We start from the raw sequence: 26,156 nt of genomic DNA on the forward strand, positions 1-26,156 counted from the left end.
GGTCGCTTGCATTTGAACAATCGTTGCTGATCCCAATGGGGGCACTTTGGGCCGAGCGACAGGGAACATTCTGACACGCCGCTCCGGTTCTCCAAGGAGAAGCCGGTGCGGCGTGGTTCCCATGGAAAACGAATGAGGGTTTAATGGTGCCGTCTCTACGCAAGTCACTTTTCACCGCCGTCCTCGTTTCGGCGACCGCGCTTTCCCCGCTGGCCGCCTCGGCCGAAACCATCTCCGGCGCGCTTGCAAAGGCCTATCAATACAATTCCTCGCTGAATGCCTCACGAGCCGGCGTACGCGTCACCGACGAGAGCGTGGCCATCGCCAAGTCCGGCTGGCGCCCGACCATCACCGGGACGGCCGACACGAATTATGTGAATACCCGTGCCAGCGGCGCCAACGTCAAGACGGGGTCGGCCAGTGTGGCCATCGTCATAAACCAGAGCCTGTTCGACGGCTTCCAGACGAGAAACAATGTGGCGGCAGCCGAATCGCGGGTCAAGGCATCCGTCGAAAGCCTGCGCAACACCGAGGAGAACACGTTGTTGAGCGCGGCCACGGCCTATATGGACGTGATTCGCGACCGGCAGATCGCGGTGCTGACGGAGCAGAATCTGCAGTTCCTGACCGAGCAGGCGCGCGCCGCGCGCTCGCGGTTCGAGGTCGGCGAAGGCACGCGCACCGACGTTGCGCAGGCCGATGCGTCGCGCGCTTCCGCCGTGGCGTCGCTCAGCGCCGCCCGCGCGCAGGCGCTGGCAAGTGCGGCGAGCTATCACCAGATCGTCGGTGACGAGCCGGGCAAGCTCAGGCCTGCCTCGCCATTGGCCAGGCTGCTGCCGCCGAGCCTCGATTCGGCGATAGCCATCGCCTCGGCCGAGCATCCGGCGATCCTCGCCACCCAGCATCTGGTCGATGCGGCCGCGTTTTCGGTGAAGTCGTCCGAGGGTGCATTGCTGCCGCAGCTTTCCGCATCGGCCGGCATTTCGGAGGATTATCTGCATCGCAATCCCGACCTCCAGGGGAGCAACGGCGGTTCGACCTCGGCCAACATCGGTGCGACACTGACGATCCCGATCTATTCGGGCGGCCGCACCTCGGCGGTCGTGCGACAGAACAAGGAATCGCTTGGCGAGGCCCGCATCCAGGTCGACGTCAGCCGCGACCAGGTGCGCCAGGCCGTCGCCTCGGCGTGGTCGCAATACACCGCCGCGCAGCAGAGCGTCGCCGCCAACAGGCAGGTGATCGACGCCGCTCAACTGGCGCTGAACGGTGTCATCGAGGAACGCAATGTCGGCCAGCGCACCACGCTGGACGTGCTCAACGCGCAGGCCACCGTCATCACCGCCAAGATCAACCAGGCAAATTCCGAGCACGACGTTGTGGTGGCGAGTTATGCCATCCTGTCGGCGATCGGCCGCCTCTCGGCCGAGCGCCTTGCGCTGCAGGCGACGAAGTACAGGCCTGAAGAGCACTACAATGCCGTCAAGGACAAGTGGATCGGCCTGCGCACGCCGGATGGCCGCTAAACTCCACAGATTCGAGTAGTTCTCTCGAAGCGACCCGGCGTTCGATCGAAACGCCGGGTCGCTTCATTGTTTGCGCAACTGCGCCGGCAACCCGTCACATGCTTTTCGACGAATTGCGCTAATCTGTTGAAATCCCACATGTCCCCAGAATGGGGATTCTCGTACGGCGCTCCGTCGGTTACGCTGTCGCCATGATTCGAATCCGGCGTTTACCGGAGCGGAAGTCTGTAACAGGTCACAAGGGCGGCGGATGTGACGATGGCAACGGCAAGCAGCGCACAGCGCGAACCTTCCATGGAAGAGATACTGGCTTCCATCAGGAGGATCATCGAGGACAGCGACAGCGGCCGCAAGCAGCCGGACGATGCCGATGACTTGCGGCAGGATCTGAAGCCGGCGGCGGGCGCTGCTCCCGACGTCGATGCGTTCCGCGCCGAATTGCATGCCGCTCCCGAGGTCAGGAAGCCGGTCACGCTGGCGGAGGTGCAGGCACAGACATCGGCGGCCGAACCAACGGTCGCGCGCATGGAAGCGCCGGAGCGAACCGATCCCGTGGCACCAAGGGCGTCGATGACGCTTGCCGAGGTGAGCGCCCGGATCGCCGCCGAGCCGCTGCCCGCCGAAAGGACCGACAGGCCCGCGACGCCCGAGGCCGGCGCGGCAAGCGATGCCATCGTCGCCGATTGGCGCCGCGAGATCGCAGCGGTCGGCGAGCAGGCGAAGGCGATACCAGGCATTCGCAAGCCGGTTGTCCAGCCCGAAGCGCCGGTGGACGAGCCGATGCCGGAGCCGGCGTTCGAGCGGACCCCTTCGATCGCCGCCCCGGCGAGCACCGACGAGGCGCGCAAGGCGGCGGATGAAACGCCTGCGGCCCGTCCGGCAATCCTTTCCGAGCATACGGGCCGGCAGGTCGCCGCGGCCTTTGGCGAACTCTCCGACGCCTTTGCCAGCCGCAGCAAGAAGACATTCGACGAGATGGCCGAGGAGATGCTGCGGCCGATGCTGCAGGACTGGCTGGACAACAACCTGCCAACGCTGGTCGAGCGCCTGGTGCGCGAGGAGATCGAGCGCGTGGCGCGCGGCGCGTAATGATTTTCCCGGGTCGCCTTAGGTGGCTAGTTGGACACCGCTGCGCCTTCACCCTGGCGCAGGCACGGTAATCTCAGGATCGGCACGTCGAAGGAGGCGGTGGCCGCAATAATAGCTCCGATGATGGCGATTGCCACGACCACGCCGCTCCACGCTTCATATAGGCCCGACCCAAGCATAGAGCCCGCCAACCTCATTGTTCGAACATATCTCGGCAGTCTTTCGGGTCTTCTCCGGGTTGGACTAGGCCCATGCGGGCCAAATAGGTTTCGAGCTTCGCGGTTCGGTCTGCATCAAGAATCGCCATCACACCGATATATCCGTCCGGCCGGATCAGCACACACTCGCCCGGTGCCAGTGCATAAGCATCGCGAAGGTGTCCCCAGGCATCGATGACATCGCCTTGCGGGCCGATGTGGTGGACATGCAGCCCCTTGAGTGGCCCAACCGTCTCTCTCCCGGCTTGATGAACAAGCAGTGTCCAATGCGGCCCTTGCAGCAATTGGAACAGTCGCCATGGTTGCCCCGCCGCGCCCCTGATTTGGGCATCCGGCGCGCGGTCCCCCGCGTGCGGGCCGCTGCTGCGTTCGGCCATTTCCCTGGAGAGCGGCGATTCCGGATAGGCGATATCGAGCTGGCGCACCTCGCGGCCGCGGTGCATTCCACCCTGTTTCTGGGTGTCGAGCAGCCGGGTCGAAAGGCCGAGAACCGATTCTGCGACCGGACGTCGTTCCTGCTCATAGGTGTCGAGCAGGCAATCATCCGCGCCGTCGAGGACGGCGGCAAGTTTCCAGCCCAGATTATAGGCATCCTGCACGCTGGTGTTCAGGCCCTGGCCGCCGGTTGGCGGATGGATATGAGCTGCATCGCCAACGAGGAATACCCGATCGACCCGGTAGCGATCGGCAAGCCGGGCGTTCATCAGGTAGGCCGACGCCCAGGCGACCGAATCCACCCGCACGTCGCCGCGGCCGGTCCGCTCATTAATCAAGCGCCCCAGCTGTTCTGCTGAGAGGTCCACTTCGCCGTCCAGCGGAATGGGTGCCTGAATCTGGAAGAGATCGGTTCCGGCGAGCGGGCAAATCGCGACCATTCGCTCCATGTCACCGTCGTTGAACTGGTGCCACGCATCGCGGTCCAGCCCGGTCAACAGCACATCCGCCACGACCGCACGCACGCCCAGCGTCTTGCCGGGGAAATTCAAGCCGAGCGCGCCGCGCACGAAGCTGTGCCCGCCGTCCGCCCCGACAAGATAGCGTGCGCGAACGGTTTGCTCGCCATTCGGCCCCGCAAGACGTGCCATGACACCGTTCTCACCTTGCTCGAACCCAACCAACTCACATCCGTACTCGACCCTATGGCCTAGTTCTGCCAGCCGCTCTCGCATGATCCGCTCGGTGAGGAATTGCGGAATCATTAGCGCGATGGCGTAAGGCTCTGCCGGCGTCGGATCGGGGCGCTCGCCGGTGTCCTTTTCGATATAGCTGCCGTCATCGCCATACACGCGCATCGGCGGATAGACGCCGCCTGCGGCAACGACCCTGTCGAGAATGCCAAGATCTTCGAAAATCTCCTGTGTCCTCGGCTGGATGCCCTTGCCGCGCGAGCCACGGAAGGGTTCGCTCATCTTCTCAATGAGCTGGAAGGATATACCGCGCCGTGCAAGCTCGATCCCCAGCGTCAGGCCAGCCGCTCCTGCGCCGCAGATGAGCACATCTGCCGCAAAACCGTTTGTCATGTCGATCTCCTTGTGTGTAAAATGCACATAATGGAGAGTCGGAGTGCTGTCAATGAAAAGCGTGAAAAATACACATATTGGGAGTCATCAGATTCGTGAACTCCACGGAGCGCTGATCGAGATTGCCAGCCTTATGAACCGGCCTCAGCGCGATGAGCAGATGGTAAAGGAGGCCGGAATTGCGCTCGACCGCGCACTGTTTCCTCTGCTGGTCGGGATAGAGCGGCTTGGGCCGATAGGGATAGTGGACCTCGCCGACCGGGCTGGCCGCGATTACACCACTGTCAGCCGTCAGGTGGCGAAGCTCGAAAGCCTTGGCCTGGCCGTGCGCCGGCAGAGCGAGACAGACCGCCGCGTGAATGAGGCTGTCGTCACGCCAAAGGGCAAGGCGATGACCGACAAGATCGACGCAGCACGAGAGAGAAACGCTCGCGCCGTTTTCGAAAGCTGGGACGCACACGACATCGACGAACTCGTGCGGCTCATGCGCAAGTTCGCCGAAGCTTTGAAAGAAAAACCAGAGGACTCCAGCGCGTCCTGAGACGTCGCACTATTCCTCGTTTCGTACGACCCGAGCTGGCATTTGGGATTGGGCGGCGTAGGCGTGCAATGCCTCTCCGGCTGGAGCCGGTGACAGTGCCGACGCCACCAGGGATTGTCGCATACGGGACAGACACTATCTGAACGGTGATCCTCTTTCTGTTGTGCCGGTTGCCGAGGCGGCCCCTACGGTTGACTCGGTCAAAGCCTTCCGATTTACACCGGACCAGCAAAAATCCGACAGCGCGGACCATTTTCCCATGCTTGAAAAGACCTACGACGCCAAAACCGTCGAACCGAAGATTGCCAAGGTGTGGGAAGAGGCCGACGCGTTTCGCGCCGGCGCCGGCGCCGAGGAGGGGGCCGAGGCCTTCACCATCGTCATCCCGCCGCCCAACGTCACCGGCTCGCTGCATATGGGCCACGCGCTCAACAACACGTTGCAGGATATTCTCGTTCGCTTCGAGCGCATGCGCGGCAAGAACGTGCTGTGGCAGCCGGGCATGGACCATGCCGGCATCGCCACGCAGATGGTGGTCGAGCGGCAGTTGATGGAAAAGCAGATCCATCGCCGCGACCTCACCCGTGAACAGTTCATCGAGAAAGTGTGGGAGTGGAAAGCCGAATCCGGGGGCGCGATCCTCAACCAGCTGAAGCGGCTCGGCGCCTCGGCCGACTGGTCGCGCGAACGCTTCACCATGGACGAAGGCCTGTCCAAGGCCGTGCTCGAAGTGTTCGTCACGCTCTACAAGGAAGGCCTGATCTACAAGGACAAGCGCCTTGTGAACTGGGATCCCAAGCTGCTCACCGCGATCTCCGATCTCGAGGTCGAGCAGCAGGAGGTCAACGGCAATCTCTGGCACTTCCGCTATCCCGTCGAAGGCGTGGCCTTCGATCCGGAAAACCCGAAGACCTTCATCATCGTGGCGACGACGCGCCCCGAGACGATGCTGGGCGATACGGCCGTCGCCGTGCATCCGGACGACGAGCGCTTCCGGCACCTGGTCGGCAAGAATGTCGTCCTGCCGATCGTCGGCCGCAAGATTCCCGTGGTGGCGGATGAGTATTCCGACCCCGAGAAGGGCTCTGGCGCGGTTAAGATAACGCCGGCGCATGACTTCAACGACTTCGAGGTCGGCAAGCGCCACAAGCTGCCGGCGATCAATATCCTCACCGTCGAGGCGGCGGTAAACCTCAGGGACAACGAGGATTTCCTCGCCGGGCTCGAGGTGACGCCGGAGCGCCAAGCCGTCTGGGATGAACTCAACGGCCTTGACCGCTTTGTCGCGCGCAAGAGGATCGTCGAATTGATGGAAGAAGGCGGCTTCCTCGACAAGGTCGAGCCGCATCGCCACGCCGTGCCGCATGGTGATCGCGGCGGCGTGCCGATCGAGCCGTTCCTGACCGAGCAGTGGTATGCAAACGCCGCCGAACTGGCCAAGCCGGCGATCGCCTCGGTGCGCGAGGGGCGTACCAAGATCATACCCGCGAATTGGGAAAAGACGTACTTCCAGTGGATGGAGAACATTGAACCCTGGTGCATCTCGCGCCAGCTTTGGTGGGGCCACCAGATTCCGGCATGGTATGGGCCGGACGGGCGCGTCTTCGTCGAGAAGACGGAGGAAGAGGCGCTGAGTGCCGCGATCGAATATTATCTGGCGCTCGAAGGACCCTGGAAGGCCTGGGTCGAGGACAAGCTCGAGAATTTCCAGCCGGGCGAAATCCTGACCCGTGACGAGGACGTGCTCGATACCTGGTTTTCCTCGGCGCTGTGGCCGTTCTCGACGCTGGGCTGGCCGGATGAGACGCCGGAGCTGAAAACCTACTACCAGACCGACGTGCTAGTGACCGGCTTCGACCTGATCTTCTTCTGGGTCGCGCGCATGATGATGATGGGCCTGCACTTCATGGACGAGGAGCCGTTCCACACCGTCTACATGCACGCGCTGGTGCGCGACAAGAACGGGCAGAAGATGTCGAAGTCGAAAGGCAATGTCGTCGACCCGCTCGACCTCATCGACGAATATGGCGCCGACGCGCTGCGCTTCACGCTGACGGTGATGGCGGCGCAGGGGCGTGACGTGAAGCTCGACCCGGCGCGCATTGCCGGCTACCGCAATTTCGGCACCAAGCTTTGGAACGCGACGCGCTTCGCCGAGATGAACGAAGTCGCGCGCAACGACGATTTCTGGCTGAACGACGCCAAGCTGGCGGTCAACCGCTGGATCCTGACCGAGCTGACGCGCGCCGCGCGAGAGGTCACGGACGGCATCACCTCATATCGCTTCAACGAGGCGGCGGGGGCGGCCTACCGCTTCGTCTGGAACCTGTTCTGCGACTGGTATCTGGAGCTGCTGAAGCCGGTGTTCATGGGCACGGACGAGGCGGCCAAGGCCGAAAGCCGCGCCTGCGTCGCCTTCGTGCTCGACGAAATCTACAAGCTCCTGCATCCGATGATGCCGTTCATGACCGAGGAACTTTGGGCGCAGACCGCGGGCGAGGGCAAGGAGCGCGCTTCGCTGCTTTGCCATGCCGCGTGGCCGTCGCCGGATTTCGAGGACGCTGAAGCGGCCGCCGACATCAACTGGCTGGTTGATCTCGTCTCCGGCATTCGTTCCGTGCGTTCGGAAATGAACGTGCCGCCGGCAGCCATCGCGCCGCTGATGGTGATCGGAGCCAACACGCTTACCCGCGAACGGCTGGAGCGCCACGCCGCCGCGATCAAGCGGCTGGCGCGCGTCGGCGACATCTCGCAGGTTGACGCCGCACCCAAGGGCTCGGCGCAGATCGTGCTCAACGAGGCAACGGTCTGCCTGCCGCTCGGCAGCCTGATCGATCTCGCCGCCGAGGCCGCGCGCTTGCAGAAAGAACTGGCCAAGGTGACCGAGGAGATCGCACGCCTGCACAAGAAGCTGTCGAACGAAAGATTCGTCGCCAGCGCGCCGGCCGAGATCGTGGAAGCCGAGCGTGAAAAGCTGGCCGAATACCGCGAGGCGCAGAGCAAGCTTTCGGTGGCGCTGGCCAGGGTTCGCGAAGCGGGTTGAGGGCAGATTCGGGAGACTTTAGGGCCCTCTAAAATGGGGTGGCTTTTTGCCTCGAAACCGGCATTCCGTAGCGTTAATGTTGACGTAAACGGAAGTTTTCGCCCCATTGTTGCCATAATGTAACAATGGGGCATTCGACTGCTCAAAACTGATTATTTTTGGCCTTTTTGGCCGATTTTCTCCCGTTTTTCTGAGTGAGACACGCCCGGCGAACCGTTTTTCTGCCTCGCTGCGCTGGTCTGCATTTTGTCCGGAATGCGTCCGGTGGACATGTACATGTACGCCCCAAGAATTCGTTGTTGCACCGTTAACCCGAATTGGTTCTAGCTGGATGCACTGACTATTCGGGGAGGACATCCATGAACAATCTGCGTTTGAAAGCACTGCTGGGGGCAGGGTGCTTTTCGCTGGCTTTGCTGGGGACGGCAATGAGCTCGGCACATGCCGGCGGCCTGGAACGTGGCGGCTACGACATCGACCTGCTGTTTGATCCGGCGCCGTTCGCGACGGACGCGGAAGCGACCTATGTGATGCCGGACCGTAAGTACGAGAATGCGCGTGGTCCCGGCGGAGCCAATCTCGGCCTTGGTACCTCGGCCGACGGAGCCGAGGGCTATTGGGTACCGCGCATAGGAATGAAGGCCCAGGTTGTGCAGGGCGTCGACTGCATGGTCGATTATTCGCAGCCTTGGGGCGCGCATACCGCACCAGGTATGTGGAACGGAGCGCTTTCTAACGTCGAGACCGATATCAAGAGCAACAATTACGCCGGCACCTGTTCCTACAAGTTTGATGCTGGCAAGGGCCAGCTCCGCTTTATCGGCGGGTTGTTCTATCAGGACATTTCAGGCTTCAAGGAAAGCTTGGTCGGTTTTACTCCCCTCGGACAACCGCTGCTTGGTCGTGTCGATCTGGAGGCTAACGGTTGGGGCTGGCGCGCCGGCGTTGCCTACGAAATCCCTGATATCGCGCTCCGCGCCAGCTTGGTCTACAATTCGAAGGTCAAGCTAGACAACATTTCGGGCACACTCACCTTACCAGCTATTCTTGGAGGTTCTCGGCCGATCTATGGCGCAGAGGAGTCGATGCCGGATTCGCTGGAACTGAAACTGCAGTCCGGTATTGCGCCTGACTGGCTGGCCTTCGGCTCAATCAAGTGGGTCAACTGGAGCGTGCTGCAGAGCGTTCCGATCTGTCCAACAATTGCGCCTGGGGCGGCTTGCTTCACGAACGGCCCGGGTCAGGTGACGTCGCTCGACCTGATGTATCGTGACGGTTGGACCGTTTCAGGTGGTATCGGCCACAAGTTCAATGATCAATGGAGTGCCGCCGGTCAATTGACCTGGGATCGTGGCACCTCGCATGGCTATGGTGCGCAGACCGATACGTGGACCCTGGGCGGCGGCGTCGCCTATACGCCGCAGCCCAACATCGAAGTGCGGCTCGCTGGAGCGGTCGGCGTTTTGACCAGCGGCCACTCGGGGACATTGGCTGGTGAGAACGGCTATGTTGCAGGCGAGGATGCCAGCTATGATTTCGGGAATGATCTGATCACGGCGATCTCTGGTGGTGTGAAGATCAAGTTCTAAGTCTCTGTAAAATCAAATGAAAGGCCGGGCAATGCCCGGCCTTTTTCGTTCCGGGGCTGTGGCCGAGCCTGTCGGCCCCAGGGCTGCGTTGCAGATAAACCGCACCAGCTCCGCCTCGTGGCGTTGTGATGTTTTGGCAACACTTTCTGAACAACCCCTGCGCTAGAAGTCAGGCCGACGAAATTGCCCATTTCCCGCCATAAACCCGGCGCACCTCGATCTTGTCTCGGGACACGCGCCAAAAGGCTCGGCGATGGGAGCAGGCCGCACCGCCCTCTTGCGAGGAAGATGTGGGGCAAGGAAGAGTATGGACGCCAAAGTCATCTCCAAGGCTAAGCTCCCCAGCCGCTATGTGACCGTCGGTCCGGCGCGTGCGCCGCATCGCTCCTATCTCTATGCCATGGGCCTGTCGGCGGCCGAGATCGCACAGCCGCTGGTCGGCGTCGCCTCCTGCTGGAACGAAGCGGCGCCCTGCAACATTTCGCTGATGCGCCAGGCGCAAGTGGTCAAGAAGGGCGTCGCGGCCGCCAACGGCACGCCGCGCGAATTCTGCACCATCACCGTCACCGACGGCATCGCCATGGGCCACCAGGGCATGAAGTCGTCGCTGGTGTCGCGCGAGGTCATCGCCGATTCGGTGGAGCTCACCATGCGCGGGCATTGCTACGACGCGCTGGTCGGGCTCGCCGGCTGCGACAAGTCGCTGCCCGGCATGATGATGGCCATGGTGCGGCTCAACGTGCCGTCGATCTTCATCTATGGCGGCTCGATCCTGCCCGGCAGCTACCGCGGCCGCCAGATCACCGTGCAGGATGTGTTCGAAGCGGTCGGCCAGCACTCGGTCGGCACGATCGGCGATGCCGAACTGCTTGAAATCGAGCAGGCCGCCTGTCCCTCGGCCGGCTCCTGCGGCGCCCAGTTCACCGCCAACACGATGGCGACCGTGGCCGAGGCGATCGGTCTGGCACTGCCCTATTCCTGCGGCGCGCCGGCGCCTTATGAAATGCGCGATCGTTTCAACTTCGCCTCCGGCGAGAAGATCATGGAACTGATCGCCAGGAACATCCGGCCGCGCGACATCGTCACGTTGAAAGCACTGGAGAACGCGGCGACGGTGGTTTCGGCCACCGGCGGCTCGACCAATGCGGCGCTGCATTTGCCGGCCATAGCGCATGAGGCCGGCATCAAGTTCGACCTGTTCGATGTCGCCCGGATTTTCGAGAAGACGCCATACATCGCCGACCTCAAGCCCGGCGGCAAATATGTCGCCAAGGACATGTTCGAGGCCGGCGGCATTCCGCTGTTGATGAAGACGCTGCTCGACCACGGCTACCTGCATGGCGATTGCCTGACGGTCACTGGCCGCACTTTGGCCGAAAATATGGAGCATATTGCCTGGAATGAACACCAGGATGTGGTCCGCCCGGCCGACAGACCTATTACCCAAACCGGCGGTGTCGTGGGCTTGAAGGGAAACCTTGCCCCGGAAGGCGCGATCGTGAAGGTCGCGGGCATGACGGAGTTGAAGTTCTCCGGCCCGGCGCGCTGCTTCGATTCGGAAGAGGAATGTTTCGAAGCGGTGACGCATCGCAACTACCGGGAAGGCGAAGTTCTCGTCATCCGCTACGAAGGGCCGCGCGGCGGACCGGGCATGCGCGAGATGCTGTCGACGACGGCGGCACTCTACGGCCAGGGCATGGGTGGCAAGGTGGCGCTGATCACAGACGGCCGTTTCTCGGGCGCGACGCGCGGCTTCTGCATCGGCCATGTCGGGCCCGAGGCCGCCGTTGGTGGTCCGATTGGCCTCATCCGGGACGGCGATGTGATCTCCATCGATGCCGTGAACGGCACGATCGATGTGGCGTTGTCCGATAGGGAACTGGCTGCGAGGGCAAAGAGTTGGAAGGCGCGCACAACCGACTATCAGTCCGGCGCGATATGGAAATACGCACAGACGGTAGGTTCCGCCCGCGACGGCGCGGTCACCCATCCGGGCGGTGCGAAAGAAACACACTGCTATGCGGACATCTGAGTTGTTGAGGTCGTCTGTCCTTCCGGCACTGGTCGCGTTAGCGATCTTTGGCGCCGTCGGCCAGGCCATGGCCTTCGACGACAAGGTGTTCGACGACAAGACCGGCGTGAAGCCGCAGTCGAGCCCCTGGGCGGTGTTCCAGTTCGGCTTCTCCGCCTACAAGAACGGCCACAAGGAACAGGCCGCGGAGGCCTATAAATACGCCGCCGAGAACGGCCAGATCGGCGCCACCTGGAAGCTTGCCCGCATGTATGCCGAGGGTGATGGCGTGGCGCGCGACGATTACGAGGCGTTCAAGTTCTTTTCGGAGATCGTCGATCAGGACGTCGAGCCCGGCTCACCGGAAGAAAGCTACGTTTCCGACGCGCTGGTGGCGCTGGGCGACTATTTGCGCAAGGGCATTCCCGGCAGCCCGGTGACCGAGAACGAAGTGGCGGCCCAGGAATATTACATGCGCGCCGCCGCCAACTACCGCAACCCGAATGCCCAGTTCGAGATGGGGCAGATGTTCCTGAAGGGCGAGGGCGGCGTGAAGGCCAGCGTCAAGCAGGCCGGGCGCTGGTTCCAGCTCGCCGCCGAAAAAGGCCATGCCGGCGCGCAGGCGACGCTCGGCCATCTGTTGTTCCAGAGCGGCAAGATCGTGCGCGGCCTGGCGATGATGACGGCAGCACTCGAACGTGCGGCGCCCGCCGACCAGCCCTGGATCCGCGGCATGCAGGAGGAGGCCTTTGCCGCCGCCGGCGAAGCCGACCGCCGCACAGCGATCTCGCTCGCTGACGACATCCTGACCAAGGGCAACAGCGCCGATCAGTAAGGATGATCTCCCCACGAGGAGATCGCTAATCAGACATTAATTCTCGGTCGGCTCCGCCGGCACCATGCTGGGAGCCGGCGCCGAGATCGGCGTCATCCGCCGGTGCGGCGCCAGCGTGTCTTGCGGGCAGCTGTCCCCGACTTTCGTCCATGAGGTGTTGTTGAGCACCATCTCGCAGCGGGCGAGGTGGCTCTTGTCGGCGATCGTCAGACAGGCGACCTGGCCGACCGGGTAGGATTTTCCATTGGCAAGACATTCCTCGGCGGCGAAAGCCGCCGCAGGGACGGCGATAGCGAATGCCAGGCCGATCGGACAAAGGACAAGTCGTATGGTCATGGGAACCCCAGCCGCCATGATGATCTCCCATCATGCGCCTGATTGTGGCGATACGAGGTCCAGCGCGGGCCCGGGGTCTCCCTCAGGCCGGCAGCAAATCGAGATCGATGGCCACCGGCACGTGGTCGGACGGTTTTTCCCAGGCGCGCACATGTTTTTCGATCGAGGCCGATGAAAACCGGTTGGCGGCCTCGGGCGACAGCAGCAGGTGGTCGATGCGGATGCCGTTGTTCTTCTGCCAGGCGCCGGCCTGGTAGTCCCAGAAGGTGAAGGTGTCGCCCGCATCGGTGACCGAACGCACTGCTTCGGTGAAGCCGAGATTCTTCAGCCTGCGGAACGCCTGCCGCGTCTGCGGCTGGAACAGCGCATCATTCAGCCAGTTCTCCGGGAACTTCGCGTCGAGAGGTTCGGGAATGACGTTGTAGTCGCCGGCCAGCACCAGGGCTTCCTCCAGCCTCAGCCGCTCCTCGGCCCAGCGCTCCAGCCGTGCCATCCAGGACAGCTTGTAGGAGAATTTCCTCTCGTCATCGATCGGATTGCCGTTCGGCAGATAGAGCGAGGCGACACGCAGCGCGCCCTTGTCGGTCGAGAACACACCTTCGATGAAGCGCGCGTGCTCGTCGGCGTCGTCGCCGGGCAGACCTCTGATGACCTCGTCGAAGCGCAATTTCGACAGCAGGGCGACGCCATTGAAACCCTTCTGGCCGTGGGTTTCCACATTGTAGCCAAGCGCCTCGATCTCGGCGCGCGGGAACTGCTCGTCGACCGTCTTGATCTCCTGCAGGCAGACGATGTCGGGGGCGCTTTCGGTCAGCCAATGGGTGAGATTGCCGATGCGGGCGCGAATGCCGTTGATGTTCCAGGTGACGATCTTCATGGCGGCCTCAATGTTCTTCCGGGGCAAGACGTTCGACCAGGCCGATCGTATTGCCTGCGGGATCCTTTAGAAAGGCCATCCACTCGCTTTCCCCCGCCGGACCGAACTGGCCCTCGGTGTCGCGATGAACAAGCGTTGGAGGCGCGGTGAAGGGAACGCCCGCAGCTTTCGCGCCGGCGTGGAAATCCTCGAGACCTGATATGTCGAGATAGACGGTTCCGGCCGGAATGCCGTCGGTGAACAGCAGCCGCACGCTGCCGGCCATGATGAAGGCGATGCCCGGCGGATCGTAACGCACATGCACGCTCATCCCGAGCACGTCGCACCAGAAGGCCAGGGTCGCGTCGAGGTCTCGCCCGGCCGAGAGCGCGACCTGACGAACCGCGCCAATGGCAGGCATTGTTCCTAAATGGAGAAGCTTGTGCCGCAGCCGCAGGAGGCGACCGCATTCGGGTTGCGGATCTGGAACGACTGGCCCATCAGGTCGTCGACGAAATCAATCACCGACCCGCCCATATAGACCAGCGACAGATCATCGATCAGAACCGTGGCGCCGTCCTTCTCGATGGCGACATCGTCGTCGTTGCGCGCGTCGACCAGATCGAACTTGTAGGAAAAGCCGGAGCAGCCGCCGCCTTCGACGGAAACGCGCAACGCCGTCTTGCCGGCCTCGTCCGACACAATCTTGGCGATCCGCCTTGCGGCGGCATCGGTCATCTCGACATTCATGGCGGTCTTGGCATCCGCGCCCATGGGCGTCACCTTGCTTTCGGTTTCACATGATAGGTATGAAGCGCGAAGGGCCAAGTCAACCGGGCCATAGTCTGGCGGCCATAGTCTAGCGGCCAAAGTCAGGCGGCCAAAGTCAGGCGGCATCGACCATGACCAACGAGTTGGGCGACATCGGATTCGGCTATAGGCCCCGCGCGATTTATGCCAGCGATCCGGCGCGCTCGCGCGGGCGCCTGTTCGAAGAGGTCGAAAGCCCGACCCGTACGCCGTTCCAGCGCGACCGCGACCGCATCATCCATTCCACCGCGTTCCGCCGGCTGAAACACAAGACGCAGGTCTTCATCGCCCATGAAGGCGATCATTACCGCACCCGGCTGACCCATTCGATCGAGGTGGCGCAGATCGCACGCGCTCTGGCGCGGGCGCTGCGCGGCGACGAGGATCTGGGCGAAGCGGTGGCGCTGGTGCATGATTTCGGCCACACGCCCTTCGGCCACACCGGCGAGGACGCCCTCAACGAGAAGATGGCTGATTGGGGCGGCTTCGACCACAACGCGCAATCGCTGCGTATCGTGACAAGGCTGGAAGCGCGCTACGCCGAGTTTGACGGACTGAACCTGACCTGGGAAACGTTGGAAGGCCTGGTCAAGCACAATGGTCCGCTGACCGATGCCAACGGCAAGGGCCTGAAGGGTCCGGTGCCGCAGGCGATCCGCGACTATTCGGAACTGCACGACCTCGAGCTCGACCGGTTCGCCGGCATCGAGGCGCAGTGTGCTGCGATCGCCGACGATATCGCCTACAACACGCACGACATCGACGACGGCCTGAGGGCGGGGCTGCTGACGCTGGACATGCTGAAGGCCGTCTCGCTGCCGGGGACCATCCTGGAGGGGGTGCGCGCGCGCTATCCCAATCTCGACGAGGTGCGCACCGGCCACGAGCTGATGCGGCGCCAGATCACCGCCATGGTCGAGGACGTGATCAGGTCGACCACCGCCAACCTGGAACGCACCGGGCCGCGGAGCGCCGATGCGGTGAGGGCGGCGGGCGAGACGATGGTGACCTTTTCCGCCGAAATGGCCATCGCCGAGAAAGAGCTGAAGGCCTTTCTCTACAAACACCTCTACCGGCACAAGGAAGTCATGCGCGTGCGCGCCGATGCGGAGCGGATCGTCAGGGACCTGTTCGACGTCTATTTCGCCGATCCGCGCGCCATGCCGGACGGCTGGCGCGAGGGGCTCGACCGGGCCGAGGATCGCATCAAGGCGCGCAGCGTGGCCGACTTCCTGGCGGGGATGACCGACACCTACGCGCTGAAGGAACACCGCCGTTTGTTTGACCATACGCCGGATTTGAGCTAGGGCGGGCTCGATTTTGCCGGCCAACAAGCCGGATTCCCTGCAAAGCCGCCAGAGTCATACCCATGAACATCTTCGCCGACTTCACCGCGCGAATCATAAAAGCCGTCGAGACGCTTGATCTGAAAGACAATGACGGCGTTTCGCCCGACCTGTCGCGCATCGCCGTCGAGCCGCCGCGCGATGCCAGCCATGGCGATCTTGCGACCAATGCGGCAATGGTGCTGGCCAAGCCCACCGGCCAGAACCCGCGGGTGCTGGCTGAGCGCCTGGCGCTCGCGCTGCGGGACGACAAGGATATCGCGGCCGCCGAGGTTGCTGGCCCGGGCTTCGTCAATTTGCGGCTCAAGGACGGTTTCTGGCAGGCACATCTCACGACGCTTCTGGGCGAGGGCCGCAATTACGGCCGCTCCAGCATCGGCGGCGGCAGGAAGGCCAATGTCGAATATGTATCGGCCAACCCGACGGGGCCAATGCATGTCGGCCATTGCCGTGGCGCCGTCGTTGGCGATGCGCTTGCCAATCTGATGGCCTTTGCCGGTTACGACGTGACCAAGGAATATGTCATCAACGACGCCGGCTCGCAGATCGACGTTCTCGGCCGCTCGGTGATGCTGCGTTATCGCGAGGCGCTTGGCGACGAGGTCGGCGAGATTCCGGCCGGGCTCTATCCAGGCGACTATCTGGTCCCGGTCGGGCAGGCGCTGGCCAAGGAGTTCGGCCGGTCCTTGCTGCAGATGCCGCACGAAGAGGCGCTCGCCATCGTCAAGGACCGCACCATCGACGCGATGATGGCGATGATCCGCGAGGATCTGGCGCTGCTCAACGTGCATCATGACGTGTTCTTCTCCGAGCGCACGCTGCACGCCGACAATGCCAGGAAGATCCGCTCGGCGATCAACGACCTGACGCTGAAGGGCCATATCTACAAGGGCAAGCTGCCGCCGCCCAAGGGCGAGAGGCCGGACGACTGGGAAGATCGCGAACAGACCCTGTTCCGTTCGACGGCGGTCGGCGACGACATGGACCGGGCGCTGGTCAAGTCGGATGGTTCGTTCACCTATTTCGCCGCCGACGTCGCCTATCTCAAGGACAAGGTCGATCGCGGCTTCGTCGAGCTGATCTACGTGCTCGGCGCCGACCATGGCGGCTACGTCAAGCGGCTGGAAGCGCTGGCGCGGGCGATCGCCGGCGACGAGGTGAAGCTCACGGTTCTTCTGTGCAACCTGGTAAAGCTGTTTCGCGATGGCGAGCCGGTGCGCATGTCCAAGCGGTCCGGCGATTTCGTGACGCTGCGCGAGGTTGTGGAGGAAGTCGGCCGCGACCCCATCCGCTTTATGATGCTCTATCGCAAGAACGATGCGCCGCTCGATTTCGACTTCGCCAAGGTGACCGAACAGTCCAAGGACAATCCGGTGTTCTATGTGCAGTACGCTTCGGCGCGCTGCCATTCGGTGTTCCGGCAGGCGAGCGAACAGTTGGGCGAAGCGAATTTCGATCGCAACAGCCTGGCGGCTGCCGTGGCGTTGCTGACCGACGAAGGCGAGATCGGCCTGATCCGGAAACTCGCTGAATATCCACGGTTGATCGAGTCGGCGGCACTTGCGCTCGAGCCGCATCGGCTGGCATTCTACCTCTACGATCTGGCCTCAAGCTTCCACGGGCACTGGAACCGCGGCACCGATAATCCGGACTTACGTTTTGTTAAGGTTAACGACCGACAATTGACGCATGCCAGACTAGGGCTGGTGCAGGCTGTTTCGGATGTCTTGACGTCCGGCCTGACGCTGATCGGCGCCGCGGCGCCCACCGAAATGCGTTAGGTTTGACTAAAAAACCTGTCACCTTTTGCCCACATTGCGCTGGTAAGGGCCAACCCTGCGCGACGTCCATGGCGTCCGAATGAGTGCGAGTTCGGGAACAATAATGGCAGACAGAACCCAGCTGAGAATAGCCGACAACAACGACATCGCCAACGATGATCCGTTCGCGGAACTGACCAGGATCATGGGGTTCGACCCGCGCCAGCCGGTCAAGCCACAGGCGCCCGCCCAACCGAAAGCCGCCGCTGATCAGCAGGCGCAGGAGGTCGATTTCGACATCGATCTCGAAAAGGAGTTGATGGGCGACTTCGACTTTGCCGAAGGCAACGCCGCGACGGTCGCCGATGTTGATGAGCCGGCGTTCGACGCCGCCGCTACCGACGGCATGGATGACGAACTCGCCATGGCGTTCGACGACATGCAGCTCGACGATGAGCATGGTGCCGACGACGCTGTTGCCGAGGCCGCGCCAACCGTCGATGCCGCTTTCGATACGGATTTCGACGATGCGGTAGCCAGCTCTCTCGATGGCGTTTCGCCGCTCGATGACGATCTGCCCATGGCGGACGAGCTTGCGGCATCGCTCGATCAGGACTTCCGGCTTGATGACGCGACCGATGCGGCCGAGCCCGCCTTGGCCGCCGAAGTGGCGGAGCCTGTCGCGGAGCCTACCGTCGACCATGAATTCGACGATGGCTTTGCCCTTTCGCTCGAAGACGAACTGATGCTCGATGGTCACGTGGCGGAGCAGCAGCCTGAAGCGGCCGCGGCTCCGGTCGAGCCTCCCGTCGAGGCGGCGCTGAACGCGAACCATGCGGTTTCCGAAGAGGATTTTGGCGATCGCTTTGATGACGCCACGGCTTTCGACGACGGGCTGGCGGATATCGATTTCGATCTGGCTGCCGATCACTCGGTCGCGACCGATGCGCCCGTGGCTGCGGAGACGGATGCGCTTGACGCGCATGACGTGACCGCCGAGACGGCAGATGCGCACGAAATGGAGGACGTGTTCGCCGAGGCGACGGATGCGGAAGGCGAGGCGGCAGACCTGGCCGCCGATGAGCCGCTGGACGATGCTTTCGAGCAGGATTTCAACGACGCGCTTGCCGAAGCGACGGACGAGCCGGCCGCTGAGTCTGTGGCTGCCCCCGTTCATCCGGCCGCCCCGGCTATGGCCGAACCGGTGCATGCCGCCGCCGTCGAGCGTAGCCTTGAAGACGAGTTGAACGCGCTGTTGGGCGCCATGAGCGCGCGCCCGGCGCCGGTGGCCAAGGAGGAGGTCGCGGTTCAGCAGCCTGTCGCCGCGACCGCGAAACCCCACGAAGAACCGACGGCCGGTGACCTCGACTGGAACCTGGACGAACCTGCGGCGACGCAGCAGCATCAGGCGGTCTCGACCGCTGACGTCGATCTTGACGATCTCATGCTCGATGAGCTTCAGGACCAGGACCTCGGCGCGCATGCCACTGTCTCTGAAGACGATGATTTCGAAGCGGAACTCGCCGCAAGCATCGACCTGGCTGAAGGAATCGACCGGGATGAAGACCTCGCCGCGGATTCCGCCGCGCCGGAAACTTTCCGCGACGATCCCCTCGATTGGCTGACGACGCAGTCCACGCCGCCCGAGCCGGCCCGCTCGTGGAGCCGGGTTACGCCGGTCCCGCAGCCGCAACAGGCGAGTTTTACCGCCCAGCCGATGGCTTCGGCGGCCCCCATGGCGGCGCCGGCTGCCGCGATCCCGACCTATCGTGCGGCCGAGCCTGCCGCTTATGCGGCGCCGGCCGCCGCGCAGCGCGAGCAGTCCGCGTTCGATGACGAGATGCCTGACGTCGAGACCGTCGATGTGCCGGAGCGCGTCGTGGCGCTTCAGGATGATCTCGACATTCCGGAATTGCACTTCGAAGAGGACGAGCCGGCCGCGCCCGGCTACGACGATCTCGACGCCGAATTCTCCAATCTGCTGACCGAGATGAATACAGTGGATGTCGCTGCGGCTCCCGCAAACGCCAGCGCGCCCTATGCCGACGACTCCTACAATCCCGGCTTCAAGTCGGGATACGATGCCTTTGAACAGGGCTATGAGGCTCTCAAGCCGGGCTATGAGACGCTCAAGCCGGGCTATGAGGGGCTCAAGCCGGGCTATCAGCCCGAGGCGCGCACCTACGCGGCACGGCCAGCGGAAATGTCTGCCCGCGCGACAGCGCCGGCGGGTTATGCCGACGCCACCAATGGCTTCGACGTCGACGACTTGCCCGGCAGCCAGCCGGTTTCACAGGCCGACGATTTTGCCGTCGACGAGCTCGACTACGATCCCGAGCTGGACGAGGCGATGTCGGTTCCTGGTCTCGCCGAACGCGAGGCCGGCGGGTCGCCGCGCAGGCGCGGCCTGCTCATCGCCGCCATTGTCGGTGCAGTCGTTGTCACCGGAGGCCTCGGCGCCTTCGCGCTGTCTCCGGGCGGCCAGGGCGGCAGTGACGCCCCGGTCTTGGTCAAGGCGGATAACGCACCGATCAAGGTCAAGCCGGAAAATCCGGGCGGCGCCGTGGTGCCGAACCAGGACAACAAGGTCTACGACGCGGTCGCCAAGGGCGCCAAGCCCGCCGAGCCGGTCCAGCAGAAGCTCGTCACCAATGTCGAGGAACCGGTGGATGTGGCGGCGAAGGATCCGGCTCGCGCCGTCGATCTCTCGCCCGACCAGACCGCAGCCGACATGGCGGACGGCGACGGCGGCGATGCTCCGACTGCCGTTGCGGCGCCGGCCAACAACGCCGCGCCCGCAGCCAAGTCGGAGGACCGCATCGCGCAGGTTCTGCAGGATGTCGACAAGGGCGCAAATCCCGACGTCGTCGCCGTGGCGCCGCGCAAGGTTAGGACCATGGTGGTCAAATCGGACGGGTCGCTGGTGCCGCGTGAGGATCCGGCGCCCGCCGCACCGAAAGTGGCTGCCGTGGAGCCGGTCGATCCGGCGCCGCAACATGTCGCGCCGTCGGCTCAGGCCGATGCCGACCAGACCGGCACGGTGGCGCCGGACGCCGCGCAGGCGGACGACGAGCCAGCCCTGAAACCGGTGGCCGAGCCCAAGGCGGAAGCCAAGGCCCAGTCGGCCAACACGCCGGCCAAGGTTCCGGTCGCGCCGCAGCGCCCGTCCGACCAGCCGGTCGACGTGGTCGGCGAGGTCAAGCCCGATCAGGTTGCCTCCATCAGTCCCGCGGCGCCCTCGACCGGCGGCGGTTCGTGGTCGATGCAGATCGCCTCGCAGCCGACGGTCGAAAGCGCGCAGTCGACCTATCAGGATCTGCAGCGTCGCTATGGTGGCGTGCTTTCCGGCCGCACCGCCAACATCGTCAAGGCGGAGATCGCCGGCAAGGGGACTTTCTACCGCGTCCGCGTGCCCGCGCAGTCGCGCAACGATGCCATCAATCTGTGCACCAGCTACAAGGCTGCCGGCGGCAACTGCTTCGTGTCGAGGTAGTCATTCACCTCCCGTGTCGGAGGAGAGCAGTTTGAGAACCGGCGCGGCCTCAACGCCGCGCCGTTTTCTTTTTGCACTTTTCGACGTGATTCCCTTTGGCCGCGGAAGATTCTAGACTCGTCGGCATGACCGAATCAAAATCCATGATCCTCGGCTGTGCCGGGAAATCGCTCACCCGCGAAGAAATCAGTTTCTATCGCAATGAATGCCCGTGGGCCTTCATCCTGTTTGCCCGCAACATCAGCGAGACCGAGCAGATCCGCGATCTGGTCGCCGAGATGCGCGACTGCATCGGACGGCCGGACGCGCTGGTGTTCATCGACCAGGAAGGCGGCAGGGTGCAGCGGCTGCGGCCGCCGCTGGCGCCGAACTATCCAGCCGGCGGCGCGCTCGGTGCGCTGTGGCGCGACGACCATGACGCCGGAGCCCGTGCCGCCTGGCTGATGGCGCGGTTGCACGCTTTCGACCTTCTGCGCTACGGCATCACGGCGGATTGCCTGCCGGTGCTCGACGTGCCGATCGAAGGGGCGAGCGACGTCATCGGCGCGCGCGCCTATGGCAAGGAGCCGCGCCCGGTCATCGAACTCGGCCGCGCCGCGGCGGAAGGCCTGATGTCTGGCGGCGTGCTGCCGGTCATGAAGCATATTCCCGGCCATGGCCGGGCTTTCGCGGACACGCATTTCGAACTGCCTGTCGTCGACGCTTCGATGAGCGAGCTGCAGCGGCACGATTTTGCGCCGTTCAGGGAACTCAACCACCTGCCGATGGCCATGACCGCGCATGTCGTCTACAGCGCGATCGATCCGAAAAACCCGGCAACCACCTCCGGCAAGGTCATCGACGAGATCATTCGCCGCGAGATCGGCTTCGATGGGCTGCTGATGAGCGACGACACCTCGATGAAGGCACTTTCTGGGGATTTCCCGACAAAGGCGGCCTCGATCCTTGCGGCCGGCTGCGATCTGGTCCTTCACTGCAACGGCGTTTTCGAGGAGATGGCGGGCATCGCATCGCGAACCAAAGGGCTTGAGGGCAAGTCGCTTGAGCGCGCAAACCGGGCAATGACCTATATAGAAAAACGCGACGCGGCTGAAGAAACCGAGATACGCGCCGAATTCGCCACCTATTTCGATGCGGTGGCCTGACAGAGGGAAGAACGGGACGTGGCGGAAGCATTGGAAAGCAAGGCCGGGAAGGCCGCACCGATGGACCGCCTGTGGGCCGAAAGCGATGATACCCGGCTGACCGGCGATCCGTCGCTGGTCGTCGACGTCGCAGGATTCGAAGGCCCGCTCGATCTTCTGCTGCATCTTGCCCGCAACCAGAAGGTCGATCTCGCGCGCATTTCCATCCTGGCGCTGGCCGAGCAGTATTTGGCCTTCGTCGAGACGGCGAGGGCACTGAGACTTGAGCTCGCCGCGGACTATCTGGTGATGGCGGCGTGGCTCGCCTTCCTCAAATCGAAGCTTTTGATCCCGAAGCAGCCGGGCGAGGAAGGCGAAAGCGGCGAGGAACTGGCGGCGGTGCTGCAATTCCGGCTCAAGCGGCTGGAAGCCATGCGCGATGCATCGGCGCGGCTGGTCAACCGGAACCGGCTCGGCCGCGACGTGTTCGCGCGCGGCATGCCGGAAATGGTCATCATCGAGAAGCGCAATGCCTATTCGGCGTCGCTCTACGATCTGCTCACCGCCTATGCCCAGCAGCGCCAGAAGCAGGCAATCACCAATGTCACGATCGCCAGGCGCGGCGTCTGGTCGCTCAAGGACGCCCGCGATATCCTGACAAGGCTGATCGGCTCGCTGCAGGACTGGACGGCGCTCGACAGTTTTCTCGTCCGATATCTGTCCAGCCCGGAAGAGCGGCGCACCGCGATCGCCAGCTCGTTCGCGGCGACACTGGAACTCGTGCGCGAGGGCAAGATGGATGTGCGGCAGGACGAGGTGTTCGCGCCGATCTATCTGCGCGACCACCGCGCACCGGCAATCAAGGCAGTCGAGGTGGCATCATGAGCGAACGCGCCAACGCTTCGGTTGTCCCGTTCAAGATGGACAACGAACCGGAGGAGGGCGAGATCGACCAGGCTTCGGTTCAGAATCCGGCCCAGAATCCGGCGCAGAATCCCGCCGAGCGGCTGCATATGGCGGAGGCGGTGCGCATGGCCGAGGCGATCGTTTTCGCCAGTGCCGAGCCCGTCAGCGAAAAGCAGTTGGCCGCGCGCCTTCCCGATGGCATCAACATCGCGCTCGCGATGGCCGAGCTGCAGCAGATCTATGCGCGGCGCGGCGTCAACCTGGTGCGGGTCGGCGATGCCTGGGCGTTTCGCACCGCCGGCGATCTCGCCTTCCTGATGAGCCGCGACACCGTCCAGCAGCGCAAGCTGTCGCGCGCGGCGCTCGAAGTGCTGGCGATCATCGCCTATCACCAGCCGGTGACGCGCGCCGAGATCGAGGACATCAGAGGCGTCGAAACCTCGAAGGGCACGCTGGATACGCTCTTGGAGACGGAATGGGTACGCATGCGCGGCAGGCGCAAAACGCCCGGCCGTCCCGTGACCTATGGCACCACCGAAACCTTCCTCGACCATTTCGCGCTCGAGGAAATCCGCGATCTCCCCGGCATGGAGGAGTTGAAGGGTGCCGGCCTGCTTTCGGGCCGCATGCCGTCGAATTTCTCCATTCCGCAGCCGCCGGCGGACCCGGATGTACTGACCGAGGACGAGGATCCGCTGACGGATATCGATCTCGAGGAACTCGGCCTGCTGACGCCGCGCGTCACGGAAGATTGACCGCAAGCCTCTGTTCCTGGAGGCTTTCCCGGGCTAGATGCGCCGATTGGTAGCGGACCGCATCGCGGAAAATGCGTGACATCCGACACCCTTTCATAAACTCTGTCGCGGTTGTGTTTGAATCCCAACGCGAAAACGCATAGATCATCGCCAGGGAAACCATTCGAGAGAGAGTTGCTATGGGTTCATTTTCGATTTGGCACTGGATGATCGTGCTGGTCATCGTGCTTCTGGTGTTCGGCCGCGGCAAGATACCCGAGCTGATGGGCGACATGGCCAAGGGTATCAAGAGCTTCAAGAAGGGCATGGCCGACGACGACGTTGCCGACGACAAGCGTACCGTCGAACATCGCGCCGACGAAACCGTTTCGGCAGCGAAGGAAAAGGCCAGCAAGAGCTGAGCCAAGGGTTGTTGCTTTTGTGTGTGTCGTTGTCCCAGAACCGCTTCGCACTTTTGGGCGGCATGCATTAGTCGGAACGGATAGCCATGTTTGAAGTCGGCTGGACCGAAATGCTGGTGATCGCGATCGTTATGATCGTGGTCGTCGGGCCGAAGGATTTGCCCAACATGCTGCGCACCTTCGGCCGCACGACGGCGAAGCTGCGTGCCATGGCGGCCGATTTCCAGAAGCAGTTCAACGAGGCGCTGAAGGAAGCGGAGCTCGACGACGTCAAGAAATCGGTCGACGAGCTAAGGGGGCTCAGCCCGGTTGCCGAGATCAGGAAACAGCTCAATCCGTTCGAGCAGGCGGCCGCCGATGTACGTTCCGGCGTCGACGCGGCGATGAAGCCGAAGCCGGCCGTCGATACGGCAGCGCCCGCCGGCTCGGTGCCGCAGGCGGCCGAACCGTTGAAGAACGGCGCGACCACCATGCCGGGGCCCACTGAACCCGATACCGCGCCGGCCGCGCCGATCTTCCCAGTCATGACCGATGAATCGGTGGTGGCGTCTTCAGCGCCGACAGAGCTGGCGCCAAAGACACCTGCGGCAGGGAAAGCGGCCAAGCCCGCCAAGGCTTCGGCGAACGGCGCGAAAGCTTCCACGCCTGCGAAAGCGGCGACCGCCAAACCCGCGCCAGCACCCAAAGCGCCGGCGAAGCCCGTGGCGGCGTCAAAGGCTGCCAAACCGGCAGCAGCCAAGGCGGCGACGACCAAGGCCGAGGCGAAACCGGCTCCAGCGAAGAAGCCAGTGGCCAAAAAGACGGCGGGAGCCGCCAAGTGAGCGTTTCGGACAAGGAAAAGGACGAGATCGAGAAATCCTCGGCGCCGCTGATGGAGCATCTCATCGAGTTGCGCCGCCGGCTGATCTGGTCGCTCGGCGGCTTCTTCGCCGCGTTCCTGGTCTGCTTCTTCTTCGCCAAGAAGCTGTTCAACCTACTTGTGGTGCCATTCAAATGGGCGACGCAATGGGCGGGGCTCGACCCGCACAAGGTCGAGCTGATCTATACCGCGCCGCAGGAATTCTTCTTCACGCAGGTCAAGCTCGCCATGTTCGGCGGCATGGTGATCGCCTTTCCGCTGATCGCCACGCAGATCTACAAGTTCATCGCGCCCGGCCTCTACAAGAACGAACGCAACGCCTTCCTGCCGTTCCTGATCGCGTCGCCAATCCTGTTCCTGATGGGCGCCTCGCTGGTCTATTTCTTCTTCACGCCGATGGTGATGTGGTTTTTCCTCGCCATGCAGCAATCGGGCACCAACGACCAGGTGCAGATTTCGCTGCTGCCGAAGGTGTCGGAATATCTCAGCCTGATCATGACGCTGATCTTCTCCTTCGGCCTGGTATTCCAACTGCCGGTGGTGACCAGCCTGATGACGCGCGTCGGCATGCTGTCATCCAAGGCGCTGGCCGAGAAGCGCAAATGGGCGATCGTCATCGCCTTCGTCGTCGCGGCGGTGCTGACGCCGCCCGACCCGATGAGCCAGATCGGCCTCGCCATCCCGACCATCCTGCTCTACGAGGTCGCCATCTGGTCGGCGCGGATGATCGAACGCAGCCAGGAGCGCGAGCGCCTGGCGCGGGAGAAGCAGCAATCCGAGGAAGAGGTGGCGGAAAAGCCGGCAGACGCATCCTCCACATAGGGCAGGCGCGTCGCCCCTGCGGGCTGCCGGCCTCGGAATCGGTGCGCGGCCCGGTACCGATAGGAATTTTTTCTTGACTTGGTGCCCGCCGCTATGGTACATATTCGGTTATGGTGCTGATTTGCGCCAACGACCCGCCGCCGAGGCGGGTTTTTTATTTCTGGACTGTCGCGCTATCCCTCACCACTCGAAAGCGGGCTCGCGGCCCCTGCCGTCAGCAAGCCCGATCTTGCATCGATCAGAGATGCGGTTTACCCCCTCTGGCCTGAAACGCATCGCGAAACCGACGATGCGTTTCAGGCTTTATTCTTGGGCA

Annotated in this window: 21 protein-coding genes; 16 read left to right on the forward strand and 5 right to left on the reverse strand. The window is 63.3% G+C overall.

Going from position 1 to position 26,156, the window contains the following annotated elements:
• The first annotated feature begins 146 nt into the window (after positions 1-146).
• Complete coding sequence (locus FJ946_RS20950; protein ID WP_140495878.1) at positions 147-1,526, forward strand: TolC family outer membrane protein; 1,380 nt, start codon at positions 147-149, stop codon at positions 1,524-1,526.
• A 258-nt stretch (positions 1,527-1,784) separates the two neighbouring features.
• A complete protein-coding gene (locus FJ946_RS20955; protein ID WP_140495748.1) occupies positions 1,785-2,615 on the forward strand; it encodes a PopZ family protein in 831 nt (276 codons plus the stop codon).
• A gap of 193 nt (positions 2,616-2,808) precedes the next feature.
• Here FJ946_RS20955 and FJ946_RS20960 read toward each other — a convergent pair whose 3' ends face one another.
• Positions 2,809-4,353, reverse strand: coding sequence for an FAD-dependent oxidoreductase (locus tag FJ946_RS20960; protein WP_140564103.1), 1,545 nt, complete (start codon positions 4,351-4,353; stop codon positions 2,809-2,811).
• 43 nt (positions 4,354-4,396) lie between these two features.
• Between FJ946_RS20960 and FJ946_RS20965 the strand changes: the two genes are divergently transcribed.
• The 5 genes from FJ946_RS20965 to FJ946_RS20985 all read left to right on the forward strand — a co-directional run bounded on the left by FJ946_RS20965 (position 4,397) and on the right by FJ946_RS20985 (position 12,372).
• Entirely contained in the window at positions 4,397-4,894 is a 498-nt protein-coding gene (locus FJ946_RS20965; RefSeq protein WP_140517148.1) for a MarR family winged helix-turn-helix transcriptional regulator, read from the forward strand.
• A 259-nt stretch (positions 4,895-5,153) separates the two neighbouring features.
• The gene (locus FJ946_RS20970; protein ID WP_140517146.1) at positions 5,154-7,937 is read left to right on the forward strand and encodes a valine--tRNA ligase; all 2,784 of its coding nucleotides are present in this window, start codon (positions 5,154-5,156) and stop codon (positions 7,935-7,937) included.
• A gap of 359 nt (positions 7,938-8,296) precedes the next feature.
• On the forward strand, positions 8,297-9,526 hold the full coding sequence (locus FJ946_RS20975; RefSeq protein ID WP_140495753.1) for an OmpP1/FadL family transporter: 1,230 nt from the start codon (positions 8,297-8,299) through the stop codon (positions 9,524-9,526).
• Between the two features lie 307 nt (positions 9,527-9,833).
• Positions 9,834-11,558, forward strand: coding sequence for a dihydroxy-acid dehydratase (gene ilvD, locus FJ946_RS20980; RefSeq protein WP_140495754.1), 1,725 nt, complete (start codon positions 9,834-9,836; stop codon positions 11,556-11,558).
• On the forward strand, positions 11,545-12,372 hold the full coding sequence (locus tag FJ946_RS20985) for a tetratricopeptide repeat protein (protein WP_140517142.1): 828 nt from the start codon (positions 11,545-11,547) through the stop codon (positions 12,370-12,372). The genes ilvD and FJ946_RS20985 overlap by 14 nt, the downstream gene beginning before the upstream one ends.
• Positions 12,373-12,408: 36 nt before the next feature.
• Here FJ946_RS20985 and FJ946_RS20990 read toward each other — a convergent pair whose 3' ends face one another.
• The 4 genes from FJ946_RS20990 to erpA all read right to left on the reverse strand — a co-directional run bounded on the left by FJ946_RS20990 (position 12,409) and on the right by erpA (position 14,338).
• Entirely contained in the window at positions 12,409-12,726 is a 318-nt protein-coding gene (locus tag FJ946_RS20990; protein WP_140564102.1) for a hypothetical protein, read from the reverse strand.
• A gap of 64 nt (positions 12,727-12,790) precedes the next feature.
• The gene (gene xth / locus FJ946_RS20995) at positions 12,791-13,585 is read right to left on the reverse strand and encodes an exodeoxyribonuclease III (protein ID WP_140564101.1); all 795 of its coding nucleotides are present in this window, start codon (positions 13,583-13,585) and stop codon (positions 12,791-12,793) included.
• A gap of 7 nt (positions 13,586-13,592) precedes the next feature.
• Positions 13,593-13,985: a VOC family protein gene (locus tag FJ946_RS21000; RefSeq protein WP_140495758.1), complete on the reverse strand. Its 393-nt coding sequence runs from the start codon at positions 13,983-13,985 to the stop codon at positions 13,593-13,595.
• A gap of 5 nt (positions 13,986-13,990) precedes the next feature.
• Positions 13,991-14,338 carry an iron-sulfur cluster insertion protein ErpA gene (gene erpA / locus FJ946_RS21005; protein ID WP_140517138.1) on the reverse strand — a complete coding sequence of 116 codons (348 nt, stop codon included), beginning with the start codon at positions 14,336-14,338 and terminating at the stop codon, positions 13,991-13,993.
• Positions 14,339-14,466: 128 nt separating this feature from the next.
• Between erpA and FJ946_RS21010 the strand changes: the two genes are divergently transcribed.
• From FJ946_RS21010 to tatC, 9 genes are all read left to right on the forward strand, one after another.
• On the forward strand, positions 14,467-15,681 hold the full coding sequence (locus FJ946_RS21010) for a deoxyguanosinetriphosphate triphosphohydrolase (protein ID WP_140564100.1): 1,215 nt from the start codon (positions 14,467-14,469) through the stop codon (positions 15,679-15,681).
• A gap of 62 nt (positions 15,682-15,743) precedes the next feature.
• Positions 15,744-17,501 carry an arginine--tRNA ligase gene (gene argS / locus FJ946_RS21015; RefSeq protein ID WP_140564099.1) on the forward strand — a complete coding sequence of 586 codons (1,758 nt, stop codon included), beginning with the start codon at positions 15,744-15,746 and terminating at the stop codon, positions 17,499-17,501.
• A 103-nt stretch (positions 17,502-17,604) separates the two neighbouring features.
• On the forward strand, positions 17,605-20,973 hold the full coding sequence (locus FJ946_RS21020; RefSeq protein WP_140564098.1) for an SPOR domain-containing protein: 3,369 nt from the start codon (positions 17,605-17,607) through the stop codon (positions 20,971-20,973).
• Between the two features lie 125 nt (positions 20,974-21,098).
• Positions 21,099-22,118: a beta-N-acetylhexosaminidase gene (gene nagZ, locus FJ946_RS21025; protein WP_140517130.1), complete on the forward strand. Its 1,020-nt coding sequence runs from the start codon at positions 21,099-21,101 to the stop codon at positions 22,116-22,118.
• Positions 22,119-22,178: 60 nt separating this feature from the next.
• Positions 22,179-22,982 carry a ScpA family protein gene (locus FJ946_RS21030; protein WP_140564220.1) on the forward strand — a complete coding sequence of 268 codons (804 nt, stop codon included), beginning with the start codon at positions 22,179-22,181 and terminating at the stop codon, positions 22,980-22,982.
• Positions 22,979-23,758 carry an SMC-Scp complex subunit ScpB gene (gene scpB, locus FJ946_RS21035; protein WP_140521034.1) on the forward strand — a complete coding sequence of 260 codons (780 nt, stop codon included), beginning with the start codon at positions 22,979-22,981 and terminating at the stop codon, positions 23,756-23,758. The genes FJ946_RS21030 and scpB overlap by 4 nt, the downstream gene beginning before the upstream one ends.
• 179 nt (positions 23,759-23,937) lie before the next feature.
• Complete coding sequence (locus FJ946_RS21040) at positions 23,938-24,159, forward strand: twin-arginine translocase TatA/TatE family subunit (protein ID WP_015317533.1); 222 nt, start codon at positions 23,938-23,940, stop codon at positions 24,157-24,159.
• Between the two features lie 86 nt (positions 24,160-24,245).
• A complete protein-coding gene (gene tatB, locus FJ946_RS21045) occupies positions 24,246-24,980 on the forward strand; it encodes a Sec-independent protein translocase protein TatB (protein ID WP_140495765.1) in 735 nt (244 codons plus the stop codon).
• Positions 24,977-25,840 carry a twin-arginine translocase subunit TatC gene (gene tatC, locus FJ946_RS21050; RefSeq protein ID WP_140495766.1) on the forward strand — a complete coding sequence of 288 codons (864 nt, stop codon included), beginning with the start codon at positions 24,977-24,979 and terminating at the stop codon, positions 25,838-25,840. Before tatB ends, tatC begins: the two co-directional genes overlap by 4 nt.
• Positions 25,841-26,156: the final 316 nt, after the last annotated feature.

Source organism: Mesorhizobium sp. B2-4-7 (genome assembly GCF_006442685.1).
GTDB lineage: Bacteria > Pseudomonadota > Alphaproteobacteria > Rhizobiales > Rhizobiaceae > Mesorhizobium.